Origin of the sequence: Lacrimispora sphenoides JCM 1415, from assembly GCF_900105615.1 — a bacterium.
GTDB lineage: Bacteria > Bacillota > Clostridia > Lachnospirales > Lachnospiraceae > Lacrimispora > Lacrimispora sphenoides.
Window position 1 is genome coordinate 482293 of record NZ_LT630003.1, and the last position, 20943, is coordinate 503235.

Genomic DNA, 20943 nt, shown 5'->3' on the forward strand with positions numbered 1-20943 from the left:
GAAAAGAGGACATATGACACGTCTGGAAGCAATGGAACGGTACTTAAAACCATTTATAAACGATCAGATAAAAAGAAAGATAACAGATGTAAAAAAACAAAGACTTGATATTATTCCAAATGAAATAGTGGAGATTTTATCAGTAGCCCTTGAAAAACAGAAGAAGCAGATATGGGAACCTGCTTATATGTCCATCTTTCATTTACATAGCAGTTTAATGACCGGTACTTATGAATATCAGATTTGCCTTATGAATGGACGAATGTATTTTGATGACGAATGTGTCAGTTATAATTGGTTTCCGGCTTTTTTATATGATAACCTGGATGAAGAGAGATCTGCTTTATCAGGAGAATTAATGAAAAAATTTGTAAGAATAAAAGAATATGAAATTGATTATGCAGTTCGCCAGTTAGCAAAAGGATATAAAAAAGTAATGGAAGTATATTTAACGAAAACGCTTGTTGGCTTGTATCAAAATGAAATATTTATAAAATTAAAGAAAGAAGTACCATTTCACTTTATATTTGGAGATTACATGGGAGAAATACGGTCTATTCTAATTTACGAAGGGGGAAGTGTCGGTGAAGAACATTTTGGGAAATAGCTTTATCATAAACCAGGAAGTAAATATTATTGGAAAGAAGACTGAAGTAAAAACAAAAGGAAAAAGCTGGCCGGATATTTCCTTAAATAACAATGCGGAACCAGTTAATATTCCAGCCATTGTTTCTGCTGCACTAGGAGCATTACCTGTTTGTTCCGGAGCAAAAAATATATCACCAGCGCTTATGGCGGCTATGGGAGCAATTGGTACAGCCGGAACCATACAGGTAACACAAAATCAAACAACAGGACAGTATAATTCCAGTTATATCCTGTCACTTATGAAAGTATTGAATGGTGCGTATGCGAAGAGTGGAAATCTGAGCGAAGAAGAATTAAAAAAATTAATTATGTTTATGATAAATCAGATGCTAGAAAAAGCAGGTCCTGGATTTTCTCAGTGGAATCAGGTACTTATAGAACTTATGCAAAGTGCAACTCTGGCTGACTTTATGAAAGGGGTACAGTCCGCTGTATGTGCGATTACCGGAGACCCTGTCAATGCTAATACTGGAAATTTTATTTATGAAAAAGAAGATATTCATATAAATGCCACTGTACCGTTGTGTTTTAAACGAACCTATAACCGGATTGATAAAAGAGAAGGCTGCATGGGAGATGGTTGGCGTCATAATTATGAGATAGAGCTTCTGATCGAAAATGACCGCTACGTTATTATTTGGGAAGATGGACGGGAAGAGATTTACATAAGGTTGGAAGAAGGTGGGATAAAAGCACTATTTGGCTGCATCTGCCGTCTGGAAGAGAAAGAAAAGGGCTTTTGGTATAAAACTCAGGAAGGCATGGTCTACATATTTGATCAGAAAGGTCGTTTAACTGCTAAGAATGATACAAATGGCAAGGGATTGTGTTTTACTTACGGAAGAAATGGAAAACTGGAATGTGTTTCAAATGGTTATGGGATAAGCATAAGTTATGGATATGACAGTGTATCGGGACGGCTGATTTCCGTAACAGACCATACGGGACGCAGCATTACACTTGGTTACGAAATGGGGCGTTTATGCTATGTTACAAATGCCGGCGGTGAAAGCTACTGCTATTATTATGATAATGATAAGACACTTTACAGGATTCAGAACCCAAGAGGTGTAATGGTTCTGGAAAATGAATATGATGATCAGGGCCGTACGCTTTGTCAACATTTTACTGATGGGGGAAAGATTTACTATGATTATCAGGAAGAAAGTAACCGTACCCTTGTAACCGAGCAGAATGGAAGCAAGGTTGCATATATCCATGATGAGCGATTCCGCAACATCAAAACAGTCTATGAAGATGGAGAAGAAAGGTTTGCATATAATGAGCGTAACCAGATGATCCAGTATGCTGATAAGAATGGAAACAAGACAAGGTTTTCCTATGATGATAAAGGAAATATGTCCCAGGTTATTTACCCGGATGGTTCTAAGAATAACATGACTTATGATGCGAATAATCGCCTTCTTATGTTGTCAGTTAATGGTATTGAAAAACTTAAAAATGTATATGATTCAAAAGGGAATCTGTTAAGAACTTCGGACGCATTGAACCGGCATCGGGAATTTGAATATGATAAAAGCGGGAATGTCATACAAGTGAAGCAGCCGGATGGCAGTGTAACATCATTAGAATATGACAGTCGTGGAAACATCACCAGTATTATTGATGAGGCAGGAAGACAGTTGAATTATGAGTATGATGATTCTAACCGGGTCATTCGTACAGTGGATGGAAATGGATATTGTACCAGGTTTGCCTATGACAATTGTGATCGAATTTTCTGTGTAACAAATGCTCAGGGAAAACGGCGTATCTATGAATATACAAAGAATGGGAAAGTAACAAAGGTTATAGATTTTAACGGGGCTGTTGCCAGCCAGAAGTACAATTGCATGAACCAGGTTGAAGCTTATAGCGGACCGGATGGGGAGGTACTTAGTGCAGAATATGATCTAATGCAGAACGTCATCCGTAGGATTCTGCCAAACGGAGCAGAGTTGGTTTATACCTATGATGGGTTAAACCGCATGGAGCAGATGACGCTTCCTATGGGAGGAGTCATCTATTATGAATATGATCCAAATGGAAACCGTACTGCAGTAACCGATCCAAATGGGAACCGCACAGATATGGAATATGATGAGCGTAATCGGATTACCAAAGTAACCGATCCTTCTGGTGCATCCACCCAATATGAGTATGATATGGAAGGACATTTAATCAAAGTTACTAACGCTATGGGCAAATCTCATACCTATGTTTACGATGAAGCAGGACAGCTCATCAGCGAGACAGATGTTCTTGGTAATAAGACTTGCTATGATTATAATGCCTTAGGAAAGCTATCCTGCGTTATAGATCCGGAGAAACGAAAGACCATCTATGAGTATGCTCAGGGAGGGGATCTTTCCAGAACGATCTATCCAGATGGAACGTTTGAAACTTATTTATATGATAAAAACGGTAATCTGATACGTCGCCAGAATCATAAAGGAGATTTTCTTGAGATCACCTTTGACTGCCTGAATCAGCCCATTACGGTAAAAAGCAGTTTTGGGCAGGAAAAGCGTTATACATATAATGCTGTGGGAAAAGTGACATCAGTAACAGATACTTTGGGACATGTGACCCGTTATTTGTATTCACCAGGAGGGAAACTGACCTCTGTGATCGATGCTGCAGGGAACCGGACGGAATATGCTTATGATGCGTTAGGAATGCTGATTACCATATGCCAGCATCAGGGGAAAGAATTCCTGTTAAATGGAGCAGATCAGAAATTTGTAAATGATTCCGAATGCAAGAATCATATTCATATTACCCAATATGAACGTAATCTGGCCGGAGAGATTGAAACTATTACGAATCCTCTTGGATTGCAGGAGCATTATACTTATGATTTGGCCGGGCAGATGATATTAAAAAAAGATAGGGAAGGATATGAGACACATTACGCATATCATCCATCGGGGGACATCGAAAAAGTTACCTATGGGGATGGCCGCAGTGTAGCATTTTCTTATAATTCTCTTCGACAGCTGAATGAGATACAGGACTGGCTTGGAACAACTAGAATTGAGCTGGATGAGATAGGCAGGGCGAAAAAAATTACTGACTATAAAGGACGTGAGATTTCCTATCAGTGGGGCAAAATGGGAGAACGGAAATCCTTGGTTTATCCGAATGGGCGTAAAATATCCTACGAATATGATGAACTGGCACGTTTAAGCAGGCTGACTGATGGAGAACGGGAAATTAGTTACTGCTATGACGAGGATGGACATTTATCAAAAAAGATTTTTCCGGATGATATAATCAGCAGTTACAGCTACAATTCCAGGGGATTATTGGAGAGCTTGATTCACCAGCAGAACAGAGAATTGCTAGAGAAGTACGAATATGAATATGATCTGATGGGAAATAAGACAGCAATAGGAAAAAGGCGAAAAGCAGTATCTTCCTTGTCAGGTATTCCAGCAGAAACAGAACGGCGCATGCAGGAAGAAAGCGGAAATTATGAGTATCGGTATGACAGCATGAACCGGCTCATAGAAGTGAGGAAGGACCGGAAGCGAATCAGCCAGTATGAATATGATGCTTTTGGAAATCGTGTTGGGAGGCAGACGGAAACAGAAAATATCCGTTATCATTATAATGCGGCCAATCAACTGATTCATGAGGAAGGGATTTTTCCTGAACAATCCTATCAGTATGACGCAAGAGGAAATCTTACGGCGATTCTTCAGGGAGAGATAACAGCCAATCAGTATGTTTATGATGAGACGAACCGTCTTGCAGCGGCTTTTCATAAAAAAGGGCAGGCCGTCCGGTATGAGTATGATGGGCTTGGCAACAGGGTTGGCAGAAAAGAATATGTTTTTGATAAAACAAACTTTGTCAATCAGTTCCAGGCAGGAATGATACCTGTGGAGAATCCAGCCAGAGAAGTGGAGTATCTTCTGGACTTGACCAAGCAGTATTATAATCTGCTGGAAAAAACGGAATCAGAAGAAAATGATGCATATACCCAAAGCTATATCTGGGATAATAATGCGGCATTTATGACAGAAGTGAGTAGTACGCATATTTATCTGCAGGATGAACTGGGAAGTACGGTTCGTCTGGTTGGAAGACAGGAAAAAGGACAGATGGTATATGGATATGATGAGTTTGGTCAGGATTTATATGGAACGCAGGGGGAGGTACAGCCTTTTGGATATACAGGATATCAGAGAGACCGGACAGCTAACACATATTTTGCACAGGCAAGAGAGTATATGCCTGAGATTGGGAGATTTACGGGGGAGGATATTATAAAAGGGACTGTTAATCATCCATATACTTTAAATTGTTATGGATATTGTTGGGAAAATCCTATGAAATGGGTGGATTTAAATGGAAAGCGTCCTAAAAAGCTGTCAAGTTCCGATTACTGGGGATGGTATCTGGAAGAATTAGGTGAATCTGCAGACAGGGCATGGAAAAAAATGTGTCAGAATATCCAGGATGAGATTGATAAAATTGTGGATATTAATGCAGAAGTAGGTATGGGGATTGGTGGAAACTATTATATAGGTCCGGTAGAAGGCACTTTTATAATGAAGCTTGGTTGTTGGGAAATTGATGAGCATGGAAAAGTAGAGATGAAAACTGAAGGAGAATTAGGTGTTAATTTATTTGATTTAGGTTTTTCAGGAGGTGGCTCTTATAACTATACAACAAAAAAAAGTTATGGCTCGATTGGATTAGACAATTTTGAATTTGGTGATGGTATAAAGTGGACTTTGGGAGCCAGTGCTTATGTAATTTTTGGTGGCGGAGGCAGCGTTTCAATTAATATTAGTGAAATAGGGAACTTATTGTACCGCGGTATAGAAAAAGTTCTGAGCTGCGATAGTCAAAAGTAATAACTCGAAAATTGATTCACCATCGTTAATTTATGGAGGATTCTATGAAAAAACAATTAATTAGTATCATATTCTTGATAATTATTGCTGTAAATTTTGGGTTTCCAAAAGTAATAAGCGCTGCCAGCCAAGATATCAATGATACCCAGGACGAAGTATCAAATCAGTATTTGGAACCATTGCTGGCCGCATTAAAAAGTCGCAATAATGAAGAAATGCGTAAATTATGGATTGAAGAAATGGGAAAGGCGGAATCTAAGGAAGGCGATCAGACCTTTGAAATGCTTTTCGATATGTGGAATGGAAAAGATTGGACTTCCGTAGAAAAACTGGATGAAAAAAGGAGGCTAGCAGAGGGGGACACACCAAGCGCAACAATATACCGCTATAAAGTGATGAATAAAGAAAGCACCACTAAAATAGAGTTTGCTGTTGAAGATGCCAGTAAGAGAATAGATGCTATGAATATTAGCCTCGATCTTCAAACAACAGCGGCATTACTAATCAGAAGGAATTTTGGCGTGACTCCATGTTTATTTATAGGTCTGGTGGTTGCTGAAATTGGATTTTCATTGTATGTGGCATTTTTATGCATAAGAACTAAACCCAAACTATGGGGAATCTGGTTAGCTTTTATATTAACTATTTATGGCGGAATTGCGATTGCTACAAAAGGAGATTTAATTGTATCATTTTTTGTTTATACTTTTGCTTTTCCTAGGTTATCAATTCATCAGAATTCGGTAAGTAAGGTATACCTATCTGTGCCTATTGGCGCCATTATATATTTAATAAAATATAAAAGGAAAAGCATCAAAAATCAGTAAATCTATTAGAAAAACCAGAAAAGAAAAAGTTGGAAAATTCATGAGATGTGTATGTGCGGCAGGGATTGATCATGTTATTCTTACATTAATAGGTATGATTATTATGGCTTTATATACCGGTGGAATTACTTCACAGTCAAATTCGATTTTTTTCAATAAACAGCTACTTATTATAATCATATTGGTATTATTGTATTATTTTACGCAGGATTTATTTTTTCAGGGGAGAAGTTTGGGTAAAATGCTCGTTGGTTTGAATCTGAAATATAAAGAAATGACTATCGGATTTGCCATGAAACATACATTTTTTAAATGGTTTGCTTGCGTGATTTGGCCAATCACTCTGATATATTATTGTTCAGAACATTGTATGTTTTATGACCGTATTTTAGGAAAAAGAGAAGAGCAGTAAGTTCATATATCACTTAATATAAATATAATCTGTCTGAGGAAAATCACCCAACCTATTGCAGGGTCATAAATAAAAATACTGGGAGGCTCTTTAGTGTCAATTGATGAATTATTAAAATTACATGAATATGATATATACAATAATAGAAATATTGACCCAAACATATTATGTGAATTGGCAGAAATTTTTTCAGAAGAATCTATAGATATACTTAAATACTTTTCTTATACTAAATTTTCTTCTAAATTTTGTTGGACAAATTTTATATTTATCATTAAGGAAATGAAATATCCACAAAAATTAAAAGGACTGCCATGCTTATTTGAGTTGCTGCAGGATATAAATTGGCCGATTTTTCAGGAGGTAGCTGCTGCATTGATGTCTTTTGATAAAAAAGACATTATTCCTTTTATGGTAAGGTACTTATATCAAGCATATTCGGAAGAAGACGGAATGTGGATTTCAGGGATATATATGATTGCACGAATTATGAATATTCAACCTTCAGATTTTCAAATTGGGAAAACTTGTGATTTGCTTCATTATAGGGATGTTTAAACAATATGATTATCATATTAAAAGATTAAGCGAAAGATTAGGATGAAATAAAAATGGACAAATATGGATATGTGTTAAACCGGCAGGAAGAAAAGGTTCCAGACAAACGCTATCACAAAGCAGATCTGGAACTGATGACGACATTCCAATTGCGTGAAATCTGCCGGAAGGAGAAAATCATCCAAGGAGTTTTAGATCCAATGGATAAAGAAGAACTGATCCGGGTTATCTTAAGGTACCGGGGGGCGGATGAATACTTCCTGATCCAGAAACAGGATGAGAATGGCCTGCAGGCTCTGGAAGGGGTGCTGCGGGGAACAAAACTTCAGGAAAAGCAGGATATCAGATTGCAGTGCAGCTCCAGGATTGTGGCTTATGAAGGGCTTGCAATCGGTTTCTATGACGGTCTGACGCTGCCTTATGACAAGGAGCTGGCTGGTACCAATGTCCTGGTAGTAGGGGGAGATATGACGGTCTGTGCAATCTTAAATCTAATGCCCATGGGGGATCGGACAGATTGCCTGCACTTAGTCAAAGCTGCAGAGATCACCTGCCGGGAATCCAGTGTAAAGAACTACAGCCTTTACTGTATGGGGCGGCGGGAATCGGAGATGCTTTATGATATTTATAATGGAAGATATAGTTACATGCCGGAGCATATGGAGGTTTACCGGGTCCAGCTTCTGGATTTTGATGTAAGGAAGCCGGTTCCTTTATCCATGCCCATAGCCATGGATTTTGGAACCACCAATACGACAGCCGGGGTCTATCTGGATAACCAGTATTTTGAAAAAGCCGGGGTGAATGACGGGGAAAGAGGACTAAAAGAAAATGACATTAACTATGCCCTGTTCTACGATACCTCCGGAGACTGGCAGGAAACCACCCTGTTTCCCAGCGTGGTAGGGGTACTTTCCGTAGAAGCCGGGAGACCGAAGTTTCTGTTTGGATATGAGGCCATACGCCTGGCAGATTCTAGCTATATTGACGAGGGTTTCTGCGTATTCTATGACATTAAGCGTTGGATCGGAGACTATGAAAGGCAGGAAGAAATCACAGACTGCCAGGGGAGAAGGGGATTTGTTTCCAGAAAGGAAATCCTGAAAGAGTATTTTGACTATGTCATTCAAGCGGTAAGAGACCGGTTCAAGTGTGAGGTCCAGACAGTACATATTTCCTGCCCGGTGAAGCAGAAAGCCCGGTTCCAGAAACTGTTTGCAGAAATTCTGCCAGACTACGGAGTGGAAGGAAAGGACATGATCGACGAAGGCGTGTCTGTTTTGTACAACACTATATCCGAAATGATCCGGAAAGGCACAGTGGAGGAAGGGGAAGAGTATAAGGCTCTGATTATTGACTGTGGCGGCGGAACCACTGACTTGTGTTCCTGCAGGTTCCGGATTTGGGACAGGCGCATGGCTTATAGTGTAGAGATTGACACTTCCTATGAGAATGGGGATACGGATTTCGGGGGAAATAACCTGACCTATCGGATCATGCAGTTGTTAAAAATAGCAATCGTGAATCGTCTGTATCCGATGAATTTGAATCAGGAAGGGCATATTCTGGCTGGATACGACATGGATGTATTCCGTTACGTAGACCAGCACGGTACGAAAGAACTGTATAGGGAACTGGAGAAAAATTATGAAGAAGCGGAGGAATTTCTGCCCACCCGTTTCCATGAATATGAGAATAGGAGCAGGGCGGGTTATTATAAGGTAAAGAACAACTTTTATTTCTTGTTCCGCCTGGCGGAAACAGTGAAGAAAGAGTTTTACGACCATGTGGGAACACTCAGGACCGTGTTATCCTCCCAGCCGGTAAAGGATGATACTGTAACCTGGATTTCTGTGGACAAGTGGAAGCTGTCCGGATATACAGAAAGAGGGCTTGAAGCCATTAAGGAGTTCCCTGCGGTATATTTCAGCGTCTATGAGCTGGAATTATTGTTAAAGGGAGATATTTATGGGCTTATCCGTCAGTTTATGGAACCAATGTATGAGGAGGATAAACTGGGTGAGTATTCTATCATCAAGCTGACCGGACAATCCTGTAAGATCGACATATTCCGGGATGCCTTAAAGGAGTTCGTGCCGGGAAGGACGATCCAGTTTAAGCAAAAGAGCGGAGATCAGACGAAGAATTTTGAATTGAAGATGACCTGTGTGGATGGGGCACTCCGTTATTTAAAGGATAAGAAGTATGGATTTGCAGAGATTGCCATCCATACTGGGGAATCGGCCCTGCCTTACCGGATCACAGCCTTTTCCCACAATGGGGAAGAGGTGGAACTGATCCGGCATCTGGAACGGAACAGCCGGAGCGGAATGATATCCAGGAATATGGAAGACTTAACACTCAAGCTGTATTTAAAAGACATGGAAGGAAAAGATCGGTACCAATATACCTGCCATAGTTCCCTGGCTGATTTTGAAGAAAAGAGTTATGAGGAAATTAAGGAGAAACATGGGGGACATATCCTTCAGGCAGACACGGATGATATAGTGGAAAATGAAGTAAAGTTCTTCATATGGGCCAGCCCCATGGACCTGATATTTTCGGTAGTACCGGTATATCGGAAGATTGGAAAGCTGTATCTTGGAGTAGAAGAAGAGTTCTATTTTGAAAATGAAAAATGGGTTCAGAACTTTTTTGATGGGATGAAATAAGGAGGAGCTTATGCAGAATCTATATCCATTGTTTGAACGAAACCGTATATTAAAAAAGGAATTGCTATGGTCACTCCGGGATTATTCCTTTGCACACCTCCAACTGGAATATCAGGAATATAGCCAGGGGATCCTTCGGGGCTGCGATATAACAGTCCGGGGGGATAAACTGGTAGTCAGTCCGGGAATTATAAAATACGGACCGTTTATCTGCTTGATGATGGAGGAAGAAGTGATTGAATATACCCCATTGGAGCAGATGCAGTTTTTGAAATTAAAAGCAGAGATTGACCGGTCTTCTCCTGATTATATCGCGTACCGTACAATGCTTTTACTGGATCAAAATGAAGCAAAAGACGAAGATGAATTTGAACTCTGCCGTTTTCATTTAAGGAAAGGGGCGCAGTTAAGGAGCCAGTACACAAGTTTTTCAGACATGATAACCGGGTATGATACCATCAATCTGATTTATGGGAGCTGGGGAGGTCTGGGAGGAAGAAGTATTGCTCCTGCAGTTACCAGATATTTTGCCAGAACTGTTCTGGAAAGTGGGAAAAGTCAACCTGAGGATCGGTCGTTTGCTTATCTGTGTTTAAGTCAGGCAGGAGCAGTACCGGTCCAAGCTTTAACTGCCTATGCCAGACACCGGAGTGGGGGCGGCTGGGATAAAGCAATGGATAACCTGTCTCTCTACCAATCCATGAGTACCATAATTGGTGAGATACAAAAGGGTGAGGAAAAGGTCATAAGTAGCAGGAAGGAAAGACGCAGGATACTTGTGGATTAATCCAACCAGCCAGAATGGGGAAGTGTATTTAATGAATTCGGTTACATCGGGTTCTCTTAAGTCTAAGGAGAGGCTCATATATCATCATGGGAAACGTATACGGGCGCATTTTTGGGCGGTGTATTGGGGGGAGTAGTGGCAATATCCGCTGCAAACATTGGGGGTTATGCTCCATTCATCATAGGGGCAGTAACTGGTTCATCCTCATCTGCAAGTATCAGGCCGAGGATCTGGAAATGTTCCGCTTTTAGGAGCAAAGCCCCCCATTTTTAATTAGCAAAAATGGGGGGGCTTTTGTCGGTCAGCTATAGGTTTAAAACTTCATTTAATATAAAGATATTTTTATTTAAAACATATTGACAAAAAAAGATAACAGAGTATATAATTACTATACAATATCAATAATTTTATACTGACTACTTAAACGTTTCAGTAAAAATCGGGGAGGTGTTTTTATGCAAGATTGCTATATGCCCACGGGGAACGAATTTGTCAGCCTGCCGACATTGAACCAGACTACGGCTTCGATAGAAAGCTTTACGGTGCTGCATATGGGCTACAAAGGGATGCTGGCTTTTTGGGGCGGCGAAAGCGAACCTCTCATACGGCCTTTTGTGCAGGCGGAGGAAGGGGATCTGCTCTGTGATTTGGAATGGCAGCGGGAAGGTAACTGGATTCCCAGGTTTGAATCGGTGAAGGAAGGCGTTCGTACAGAGGGAATTTATCTGGCTCCCATAGGACAGAAGGCTTTTGCCATACGTTTGACCGTCACGAATCATTCCGGCAGAGAACGTAAGATTTCCTGCGGTGTCAGAGGGGTGTGGGGAAATGTGACCCACAGCGTCAACGAGGATAAGACGGTTACGGGACAGAGAAAGGTCTACCGCTCCGGCTGGAATGAAGGACCAGTCTTTGATTTATCCATTGGAATGCCGGTTATGGCATTTGCACCTATGGCGGCATTGCCTGTTAAATGGGAATTTGAACAGAATGAGGAAATACGCTACAAAGGGACCCATGATTGCCTGTTAAAATCCGGCGAGTCAGTGGTACTGGACATTTTCTGGGGCGTGGGTTTTGAAGAGGTGGCTGCGGCCACGGCGGCTAAGGAGCTTTTGCGGCAGAGTTTTGATGCGGTTTATGAGGAAACTCTCTGCTGGCTATCCAAGCGGCAGAAAACCGTGGGCATACCAGAGATGGATTCTCTGTTAAACCGGAACTTGTTTTTTAACTTCTTTTATGCTACGGGTATGACCATGGATACAGAGGAAGTGGTCATGGTCACTTCCAGAAGTCCCAGGTATTACGTCAGCGCAGCCTATTGGGACAGAGACAGCCTGCTGTGGAGTTTTCCCTCCATTCTTAAAGCGGACCCGGAGTATGCAAAGGAACTTCTTAATTATGTATTTACCCGCCAGATCAGACAAATCGGCATTCACAGCCGTTACATAGACGGGACGGTTTTGGAACCGGGATTCGAACTGGATGAACTCTGCGCCCCTATAATGGCCCTCAGCCGTTACGTAAATGCTACGGGAGAGGTTTCTGTTTTACAGGAAAGCCATATTGAGAGTGGAGTAAAGAAAATTCTTTCGATTCTAAAGACCAAGAGAAGTGAGGCCCTTCATCTGTATGAAACTTTTTTACAGCCTACGGATGACATGCGGGTTTATCCTTATGGCACATATAACAATGTTTTAACTTGGCGGTGCCTGCGGGATCTGGAGAAGCTGTATCAAAATTTATGGCCTACTGAAACGCTTAAGTGGCTGGAAGAGGAAGTTTCGTGCCTGTTTGACGCCATTAGAACCCATTGCAGGAAGGAGTATCAGGGAAAAATGATTTTTGCCTGGTCCGTAGATGAGGATGGGAACTGGGACGTTTACGACGAACCGCCGGGAAGCCTGGAGCTTTTGCCCTATTTAGGCTTTTGCGGCAAGGAGGATCCTGTTTGGCAAAATACAATTGAGATTTTACGAAGTCCGGATTACCAATACTCTTTTGCAGGAAAGCCTTTTTCCGACATTGGCTGCCCCCATGCGCCCCACCCCTGGATAATGAGCGTTGCCAACGGGCTGGTCAGCGGCAGGAAGGAAGCGTCTTTAGACTTTCTGCGCAGGGCTTCCATGGACAATGGAATCGCCTGTGAAAGCGTAGATGAAATGACAGGCGAATGTACCACGGGAGCCGCGTTTGCAACTTGTGCCGGATTTCTGGCCTATTGTTTAATGGAAGGGCTGAATGAGGGAGGTGTGGATCATGATTCAGTATGAACCATGGAGGATTCGCTGTGAGGGCAGAGAAGATCCCAAATTTTTGGAAAGTATATTCAGCCAGTCAAATGGCTATCTGGGTTCCCGGTGTACGTTTTTTATGGATGGGGCGAAGGCTTACGAGCGCTGTAATTATCTGGCGGGCGGCTTTGATTATATCAGTCCCGGTGTCACGGATATGGTGAACTTACCGGATTTGTTTCACTTTCAGCTATCCCTGGGGACAGGGGAATACCAATCCTTTACCCAGACCCTGGATATGCGCAACGGCCTTTTTGAGAGGAAGTCGGTGTGGAAAGATAAGGAAGGAAGAGAAACGCAAATTGACATTTCCCGTTTTATCAGCATGGACAACAAACACGTGTCAGCCCTTTCACTGGAATTGACGGCATTAAACTACAGCGGGAATGCAGCTGTTTTCATGGGGATAGACGGGAAAACCGTGAACCTTCCTGTGGATGACGACCAGACTAAGGAAAACTTGGATACCGTGTCTTTGCTCTCTGTTTCTGAAACGGAAACGGGGGAGGGCTACTGTTTCCTGAAGGCTGGCAGTAAAGCTTCCAGCCGTTTGCATGTAGCCATGACTGCCCGGATTTTCCAGAACCAGGGGACTGCTAAGGACGCTTCGACACCTGACTGTCCGGCGAAAGAACTGAATATTCCTCTGTTGGAAGGGGAAAAGGTGAGGATCGAAAAGATTCTTTATACGGAAGCGGTTCTGGTGGATTCGGAAACGTTCCCCCAAGGCGGGCAGGACTTGCGCCCTCATGTCATAAACCGTTCTTTTGCGGAACTGCTAAAAGACAGCGAAGGGGCCTGGAAATCCCGCTGGGACCAGGCCGACATAGAGATTACCCAAAAAGGAAACGACAGCACCATTCAGTCCGCCCTGCGGTACAATTTATTTCAGCTTATTCAAAATTGCCCCTTTGAGGACGCGACAGTCAGCATTGGCGCAAGGGGCCTGACCCATGGACGGTATAAGGGCTGCTGTTTTTGGGATACGGATATTTTCCTGCTGCCGTTTTACCTGTATACGGACCCGCAGGCCGCAAGAAATTTAATCCTGTTTCGCTTAAATACTCTGCCGGACGCAAAGAAGAACGCAAAGGCGCTGAATCTGCCGGGGGCAAGGTATCCGTGGATGTGTGCCATAGGAGGAATAGAACAGTGCCAGAGCTGGGACATCGGGCGTTGTGAGATTCACATTACCGCAGACGTAGCCTATGCGGTTGATAACTACTTAAAGGTTTCAGGAGATGAAACCCTGGATAGCCAGTCAGCGCAGCTGTATGTGGAAACCGCAAGATATTGGGCCGGAAGATTTTCCTATGACCAAAGAAAGGATGTATATAACCTGCTCTTTGTGAAAGGACCCGACGAATACTGCGGCGTTTCGGGAAACAACGCCTATACAGTACTTTTAGCCCGCCATAATCTCCGGCTGGCTTTGCAGGCGGTCCAGAGGAAAAAAGCGGCAGCTAAGGCTTCGGAAATGAAAACATGGCGGGACATCATAGAAAAAAGCCGGATTGAGTATGATTCAGACAGGGACTTGTACATTCAGGATGATAATTTCCTCCGGCTGGAAGCATTTCCGGGGCAGAAGGCCGGGGATGGAAGCGCAGCTTACCATCAGTACGATTTTGACTGGCTCCAAAGGTATCAGGTGTTAAAGCAGGCGGATCTGGTACTGCTCATGGTACTGAAGCCAGAATTGTTTACGGACCGGGAGCAAAAAGCGATCTGGGATTTTTATGAACCGCTGACACTTCATGATTCCAGCCTAAGCTTTGGGATTCACGCATGGGCGGCGGCATATTTGGGCCTGGAGCAGAAGGCTTGTGAATATTTTGATAAAAGCCTGTTTCTGGATCTGGAAAACCGGATGAAGAATACGGGGCGGGAAGGCATTCATTTGGCTGCGGCAGGGGCCACCTGGCAGTCGGTGGTTTTTGGATTCGCAGGTCTGGCACTGGGAACCGACGGCAAGCCGGAGTTATCTCCAAAGCTTCCAAAGGACTGGGAACGTTTATCTTTTCACTTTTATATCAAAGGAAAGCGGTACCTTGCGGTGATTGACGGAGAAGGCGGTAAGATAGAAGCGGAAGAGGATTAAAAAATAATAAGAAGGAAGGTGATTTTATGAAGCGGCCTGGTTTAAAGGATGTGGCAGAAAAGGCGGGGGTTTCCATAGCCACGGTGTCTTATGTGATCAATAATACGCCCTCGCAAAGCTTAAGTCCTGAAACAATTAAGCGGGTGAATGATGCCATAAAGGAACTGGGATACATCCCCAATCTGGCAGCCCGCACCCTGGTAAACAACAAAAGCAATTTATTAGGGGTGCTGATTCCCCAGACGGAATCAGGAAAAGAATTAATGTTCTCCAATCCCTTTTACGGCGATTTCATGTCGGCGGCAGAGTATACAGCCCGCAAAAGCGGTTATCACATCATGATTTCCGGAGCCGATTCCGGCCAGACTTATGCGGAAGTGGCAAGGACCCGGGGACTGGATGGAGTGATCGTGGTGGGGATGAATGACGACGAGGAATGCCGTCAGTTAAAAACCTTGAACATTCCAGTGGTATTGGTGGACAGTTACTGCGAAGCTGCCGGCTTTCACAGGGTCAGCGTGGATGATATGCAGGGCGGGTACATGGCGACGAAGTACCTGTTGGAAAAGGGACTTAGAAAGATTGCCCATGTGACAGGGCATGTCAATGACAGGGGCGTGAATTTCCTGCGCCATAAGGGGTATGAAAAGGCACTGGGAGAGTACGGATTGAATCCGGAGAAATCCTTGTTATTGTCGGGGGAAGTGTCCTTTGAATACGGCTGTGAAATGGGTGAATATCTGGCTGGGATGGCCGAACGGCCCGACGGGGTGTTTGTTTCCGCAGACATTCTGGCGGTGGGCTTATGTATGGGACTGCGCGGGAGGGGCGTTAAGGTTCCAAAGGACATTTCCGTCATAGGTTTTGACGATTCGCTGCTTTCCAAAACCTGTGATCCGCCCCTTACCACCATACATCAGGATGTAGCGGCAAAGGGTACGGAAGCGGTGAAACTTCTGATAAATGAGAACCACACACTACAGAACAAGGTATTTCCATTAACTTTGGTAGAAAGGGGATCAGTGCGCTGATCCTTTTACGAAAACAAAGCAACATCCATTCTTTCTATTAAGGAGACAGTTTATTATGATGAAGTTAGCAAAAAAATGTAGATGGGCCGCAAGTGCAATGGTATGTACCGCAGTTTTACTTTCAGGCTGCAGTTCCAAAACTGCTGAAAAACCTGGAGCAGGAGAGGCGGTCACAATCCGCCTGGACCAGTTTTCAGGCAGCGGTGCATCTGAGGGGGCACTGAAAGAAATGATAGCAAAATTCAACGAGCAGTATCCAGGCATCAAGGTAGAACTGCAAAGCTTTGGTTATGACGATTATTTTACTCAGTTGCAGTCTAAAATCGTCGGCGGCAGCGCGGCAGACGTATTTGAATTGAATTTTGAGAATTTTGTAGCCTATGCGTCGGAAGATGTACTTTTGGACATCGGGGCTCTGATGGGGGATACTTCAGGCTTTAACCAGACGGCTTTGGAAGCCTTTCAGTACGGGGGAAAACAATTTGGAATTCCCAATTCCTTTTCTAACGTGGTGCTTGTATACAACAAAGATTTATTTGACAAGGCAGGAGCCGCCTATCCCACCGACGACTGGACCTGGACGGAAATGTTAGAAGCTGCAAAGAAAATCCGCTCCCTTTCCGGGGACACCTACGGCTTATACCGCCCCGTAAGTTTCCATGAATTTTACAAAGGAGTAAAGCAGAACGGCGGAAGCTTATTAAGCGGGGATGGTGGGAAGTTTACGGTTAATTTACCGCAGAATGTGGAAACCCTGGAAATCATGTCCGGTTGGGTGACTGACAGCAATGTTATGCCTTCAGATGCACAGATGGGCGGCATGGGCGACTGGGATTTGTTTAAATCCGGACGCCTTGGCATGATTATAACCGGAATCTGGGCCTTCAGCGACTTTACAGACAACTGCGATTTTGCCTGGGATGTGGCGGTGGAGCCGGGAAATACCGCGAAAGCCACTCATTTCTTCTCAAATGCCTACGTGGTTAACAAAGAAACCGCCAATCCTGAAGCCGCCGCTGCTCTGGCCGCCTTCCTGGCAGGAAGCAGGGAAGCCGCACAAATCCGAGTGGATTCAAGCTGGGAACTTCCGCCAGTTATCTATCAGGACGTACTTGATTCCTATCTAAAGGTAACCCCGCCGGAGAACCGGGAAGCTGTATTTAAATCTCTGGATTATCTTGTAACACCGCCGGTGGTGAAACAGCAGTCTGAAATGCAGGAGATCATCACCAAGCACTTAAACAACGCCATTTCCGGGAACGTTACCGCTAAAGATGCTCTTGATGACTGTCAGGCGGAACTGGAACAGAAAATCAAATTAAACTGACATTATCGAGCCTGACAGGAGGGAACTGCTATGTATAAAAAACAGGGGGTAAGAGCCTTTATCTTTCTTTTGCCAAGTATGGCCGGACTTGTGTTATTTAATTTGATTCCTATTTTTGCCTCGCTGCTGCTCAGCCTCACCGATTGGTCGGGGTTAAGCAGAGTAAGGCTGTTCCACGGTTTTTTTCAATTTGTCGGCGACAAGTTCGTGGGGTTTTCCAATTACTCCCAACTTATCAAAGATCCTGAGTTTTGGGTGGTTTTGGGGCATAATGCCTATTTTATTCTGCTGTACCTTCCACTGGTCCTGCTGTTTTCCTTAATGGTTGCCCTGATCATTCAGAGGAAGAGCCGCATGGCCTCTGTCTACCGGATGCTTTACTACATACCGGTACTGACCAGCTGGGTGGCTGGAGCCTTGATCTGGAAATGGATGTTAAGTCCGGAATACGGGCCGATTAACAATGCCTTATCTGCCATAGGGATCAAAGGGCCTTTATGGCTCCAAAGCGAGAGTTGGGCAATGCCCTCCATCGTCCTCGCCAGCGTGTGGAAGGATATGGGTTTTTATGGAATGATACTCCTTAGCGGCCTTTTGGCCATAAATCCGGAGTACTACGAGGCTGCCGAGATTGACGGGGCGGGTTATTTTCAAAAGTTTAAAAGCATCACTCTGCCCCTGCTGTCACCGATTTTGTTCTATGTCATTATGTTGTCCCTGATCAATGCCTTTCAGCTTTTTCCGCAGATCATGGTCATGACCAAGAACGGCGACGCAGGACCCAACGGGGCCACCATGGTCATGGTGGAGCGGATTTACAAATACGCCTTTAAATTTGGCCGTATGGGCTATGCGGCGGCCTGGTCCTGGGTGTTGTTTATCATTATTTTTGGCTTTACCGTACTGCAAAACGTGCTGCAAAGAAAGTGGGTGTACTATGAGTCGTAAAGCGGCATCCGGAGTTTTATACCATTTGACGGCTGTTTTGCTATCGGTCGTAACCTTGCTTCCGTTTTTCTGGATGCTGTCCACTTCTTTTAAGAACTACGGTGCAATCATGGCCCTGCCCATACAGTGGATACCCAAAAACCCGACCCTTAAGAATTTCTCGGATTTGTTCAGCAAAGAGGGAATGACCGTTTCTATGTTTAATTCCCTTGTGGTCTCCATCAGTTCCGTAGCCGTGACGATCATCAGTTCCGCCATGGCCGCCTTTGCCTTTGCGAAACTGGATTTTAAGGGGAAGAACACCATTTTTCTTGTTTACCTGGCAACCATGATGATCCCTTCCCAGGTGCTGTTCATCCCCCTTTACTTACTTATGGGAGAGCTGAAACTGGTGGATAGTCTGGGAGCTTTGGTACTGCCCAGTATATTCAAGGTGTTTGCAGTGTTTATGCTGCGCCAGCGCATGATGACGATTCCTAATGTCTATATGGAAGCGCCCGCGATTGACGGCGCGGGAATTTTTACTGTCTTTATACGGATCATATGTCCCATGTGCAAGTCCAGCCTTGCCACTCTGGCAATTATCTGCTTTATGGACGCATGGAATGACTACTTACTGCCATTGGTCATGCTGACTACAAAGACAAAGTTTACCCTGCCCATTATTCTAAGTTCCTTAAACGGGCAGTACAAAAGCGAATACAACTTACTTATGGCGGGAGCATTGGTCTCCATGCTGCCGATTCTGGCGGTATATGCTATGGCGCAGAAGTATTTTGCAGCAGGATTACAGGTAGGAGGTGTGAAAGGATGAAATGTTTGCTTGCTGGTCAGGCCGTTTACGGATTTGGAGAACGGTTTGACGCATTGAATCAGGAGGGGCTTGTCCGTGAAAATCATGTATACGAAACCTTTACCAATCAGGGGGCTTCCACCTATTTGCCCATTCCCTTTGCATTGACAGACGGGGGAGGGGGTCTTTATGTGGACACAATGGAGAAGTTTACCATATTCACGGAAAAAACCGCTGACGGGATCGTCTTTACGCTTCCGGACCAATATGATGTGCGGACATTTACGGGAAAGCCCTTGGAGGTTCTTAAAGAGTTTACGGCACTTACGGGGCGGCCCAGAGTGCCGCCGGACTGGGCTTTTGGCCTTTGGATGTCCGCCAACCGCTGGGATAGGCAGGAGGTGATAGAAGAAGTGGTGGAGGAAGCCGTCAGGCAGGGGATGAAACCTTCTGTGGTGGTAATCGAAGCCTGGAGCGATGAAGCCACCTTTTACCGCTTTGACAAAGAACGTTTTCCCGATCCGGAAGGGATGATCCGGGACCTTCACGAAAAGGGAATCCGTCTGATTCTATGGCAGATTCCGGTTTTGAAAAAGCTGGAGCCTTGGCGCACTTGCCCGGAACACGAGGCAGACTGTGCCGAAGCGGTCCAAAAGGGCTTTGTCGTTACCAATGCCGACGGATCTCCCTATCTGATTCCGGAAGGGCGCTGGTTCGGCGGTTCCATGATACCGGATTTCACCAATCCGGCGGCCTGTGACTGGTGGTTTGGGAAACGGCAATATCTGCTTGATATGGGAGTGGACGGCTTTAAGACCGACGGCGGGGAGTTTGTATACGACGACGGCGCCCGCTTTTTTGACGGTCGGACCGGTGCCCAAATGAAAAATGGTTATGCCATGGTTTATACCAGAGCCTATACGGACTTTATAAAAGATGACCGTATGCTTTTTTCCAGGGCCGGATATACGGGAGCTCAGACCACGCCTATGCACTGGGCCGGGGATCAGCAGTCCACTTGGGAAGAACTGCGCCATGTGGTGACGGCGGGTTTAAACGCCGGATTGTCAGGTCTGCCCTTCTGGGGCTTTGACCTGGCGGGCTTTGCGGGAAAAATGCCTTCCGCCGAATTGTATCTGCGATCCTTCTGCCTAGCCTGCTTTGCACCGGTCATGCAGTGGCACTCGGAACCGGCTTCCGGCCAGTTTTCTGAGCTTCTGGCGGCTTCAGAAGAAGAAATCAACGACAGAAGTCCATGGAATATGGCTAAGGTGACAGGCAGGCAGGAAATCATTGACATTTGCCGGAAATTTACAAAAGAAAGGGAGAGGCTGCTGCCTTATATTCTTAAGGAAGCAGGCGTAAGTGCAGACACGGGCCGCCCCCTGATGGCCGCATTGGTGATTGACTGGCCGGAGGATAAGGAAGCTTGCGCAGTGGACGACGAGTATATGTTCGGTTCGCAGCTTTTAGTGGCTCCGGTTTTAGAGGAAGGAGTGGTAGGACGGCAGGTATATCTGCCAAAAGGAAATTGGAACGATTATTGGACAGGAGAACAAACTACGGGTCCATGCCGTTTGTACAAAGAATGCCGGGCGGGAGAACTATTGGTCTGGCGTTTGAACTAGTTTAACAAAAAGAAACCATTTCACAAGGAAATAATACTTATGAAAAATG

General features: G+C 44.3%; 14 protein-coding genes. All 14 read left to right on the top strand.

Annotated features, from left to right (window positions below):
• The first annotated feature begins 13 nt into the window (after positions 1 to 13).
• The 14 genes from BMX69_RS02090 to BMX69_RS02155 all read left to right on the top strand — a co-directional run bounded on the left by BMX69_RS02090 (position 14) and on the right by BMX69_RS02155 (position 20894).
• Positions 14 to 607 (top strand): hypothetical protein, encoded by a 594-nt coding sequence (locus BMX69_RS02090; protein ID WP_100041423.1) that lies wholly within the window; start codon positions 14 to 16, stop codon positions 605 to 607.
• Positions 585 to 5516 (top strand): DUF6531 domain-containing protein, encoded by a 4932-nt coding sequence (locus tag BMX69_RS02095; protein ID WP_100041424.1) that lies wholly within the window; start codon positions 585 to 587, stop codon positions 5514 to 5516. Before BMX69_RS02090 ends, BMX69_RS02095 begins: the two co-directional genes overlap by 23 nt.
• A 44-nt stretch (positions 5517 to 5560) precedes the next feature.
• The gene (locus BMX69_RS02100) at positions 5561 to 6343 is read left to right on the top strand and encodes a hypothetical protein (RefSeq protein ID WP_100041425.1); all 783 of its coding nucleotides are present in this window, start codon (positions 5561 to 5563) and stop codon (positions 6341 to 6343) included.
• 40 nt (positions 6344 to 6383) lie between these two features.
• Positions 6384 to 6755, top strand: a complete 372-nt coding sequence (locus tag BMX69_RS02105; RefSeq protein ID WP_100041426.1) for an RDD family protein — start codon at positions 6384 to 6386, stop codon at positions 6753 to 6755.
• A gap of 93 nt (positions 6756 to 6848) precedes the next feature.
• Positions 6849 to 7313 (top strand): DUF5071 domain-containing protein, encoded by a 465-nt coding sequence (locus BMX69_RS02110; protein ID WP_100041427.1) that lies wholly within the window; start codon positions 6849 to 6851, stop codon positions 7311 to 7313.
• Between the two features lie 53 nt (positions 7314 to 7366).
• A complete protein-coding gene (locus BMX69_RS02115; protein ID WP_100041428.1) occupies positions 7367 to 9985 on the top strand; it encodes an Hsp70 family protein in 2619 nt (872 codons plus the stop codon).
• A gap of 10 nt (positions 9986 to 9995) precedes the next feature.
• Positions 9996 to 10772, top strand: coding sequence for a hypothetical protein (locus BMX69_RS02120; RefSeq protein WP_100041429.1), 777 nt, complete (start codon positions 9996 to 9998; stop codon positions 10770 to 10772).
• A 455-nt stretch (positions 10773 to 11227) separates the two neighbouring features.
• Entirely contained in the window at positions 11228 to 13045 is a 1818-nt protein-coding gene (locus tag BMX69_RS02125) for a glycoside hydrolase family 125 protein (protein WP_100041430.1), read from the top strand.
• Positions 13032 to 15167, top strand: coding sequence for a glycoside hydrolase family 65 protein (locus BMX69_RS02130; RefSeq protein ID WP_054789734.1), 2136 nt, complete (start codon positions 13032 to 13034; stop codon positions 15165 to 15167). Before BMX69_RS02125 ends, BMX69_RS02130 begins: the two co-directional genes overlap by 14 nt.
• Before the next feature lie 26 nt (positions 15168 to 15193).
• Positions 15194 to 16198 carry a LacI family DNA-binding transcriptional regulator gene (locus BMX69_RS02135; protein ID WP_054789735.1) on the top strand — a complete coding sequence of 335 codons (1005 nt, stop codon included), beginning with the start codon at positions 15194 to 15196 and terminating at the stop codon, positions 16196 to 16198.
• A 55-nt stretch (positions 16199 to 16253) separates the two neighbouring features.
• A complete protein-coding gene (locus BMX69_RS02140) occupies positions 16254 to 17525 on the top strand; it encodes an ABC transporter substrate-binding protein (protein ID WP_100041432.1) in 1272 nt (423 codons plus the stop codon).
• A 30-nt stretch (positions 17526 to 17555) separates the two neighbouring features.
• Positions 17556 to 18473: a carbohydrate ABC transporter permease gene (locus tag BMX69_RS02145; protein WP_100041433.1), complete on the top strand. Its 918-nt coding sequence runs from the start codon at positions 17556 to 17558 to the stop codon at positions 18471 to 18473.
• Entirely contained in the window at positions 18463 to 19287 is an 825-nt protein-coding gene (locus tag BMX69_RS02150; RefSeq protein ID WP_054789736.1) for a carbohydrate ABC transporter permease, read from the top strand. The genes BMX69_RS02145 and BMX69_RS02150 overlap by 11 nt, the downstream gene beginning before the upstream one ends.
• Complete coding sequence (locus BMX69_RS02155; RefSeq protein WP_100041434.1) at positions 19284 to 20894, top strand: glycoside hydrolase family 31 protein; 1611 nt, start codon at positions 19284 to 19286, stop codon at positions 20892 to 20894. Before BMX69_RS02150 ends, BMX69_RS02155 begins: the two co-directional genes overlap by 4 nt.
• Positions 20895 to 20943: the final 49 nt, after the last annotated feature.

What these genes read in the sequence shown, in the direction of transcription:
- BMX69_RS02105 (WP_100041426.1), top strand. Translation starts at nt 6,384, where the DNA reads ATGAGATGTGTATGTGCGGCAGGGATTGATCATGTTATTCTTACATTA.
- BMX69_RS02135 (WP_054789735.1), top strand. Translation starts at nt 15,194, where the DNA reads ATGAAGCGGCCTGGTTTAAAGGATGTGGCAGAAAAGGCGGGGGTTTCC.
- BMX69_RS02125 (WP_100041430.1), top strand. Translation starts at nt 11,228, where the DNA reads ATGCAAGATTGCTATATGCCCACGGGGAACGAATTTGTCAGCCTGCCG.
- BMX69_RS02100 (WP_100041425.1), top strand. Translation starts at nt 5,561, where the DNA reads ATGAAAAAACAATTAATTAGTATCATATTCTTGATAATTATTGCTGTA.
- BMX69_RS02115 (WP_100041428.1), top strand. Translation starts at nt 7,367, where the DNA reads ATGGACAAATATGGATATGTGTTAAACCGGCAGGAAGAAAAGGTTCCA.
- BMX69_RS02150 (WP_054789736.1), top strand. Translation starts at nt 18,463, where the DNA reads ATGAGTCGTAAAGCGGCATCCGGAGTTTTATACCATTTGACGGCTGTT.
- BMX69_RS02145 (WP_100041433.1), top strand. Translation starts at nt 17,556, where the DNA reads ATGTATAAAAAACAGGGGGTAAGAGCCTTTATCTTTCTTTTGCCAAGT.
- BMX69_RS02155 (WP_100041434.1), top strand. Translation starts at nt 19,284, where the DNA reads ATGAAATGTTTGCTTGCTGGTCAGGCCGTTTACGGATTTGGAGAACGG.
- BMX69_RS02090 (WP_100041423.1), top strand. Translation starts at nt 14, where the DNA reads ATGACACGTCTGGAAGCAATGGAACGGTACTTAAAACCATTTATAAAC.
- BMX69_RS02140 (WP_100041432.1), top strand. Translation starts at nt 16,254, where the DNA reads ATGATGAAGTTAGCAAAAAAATGTAGATGGGCCGCAAGTGCAATGGTA.
- BMX69_RS02120 (WP_100041429.1), top strand. Translation starts at nt 9,996, where the DNA reads ATGCAGAATCTATATCCATTGTTTGAACGAAACCGTATATTAAAAAAG.
- BMX69_RS02130 (WP_054789734.1), top strand. Translation starts at nt 13,032, where the DNA reads ATGATTCAGTATGAACCATGGAGGATTCGCTGTGAGGGCAGAGAAGAT.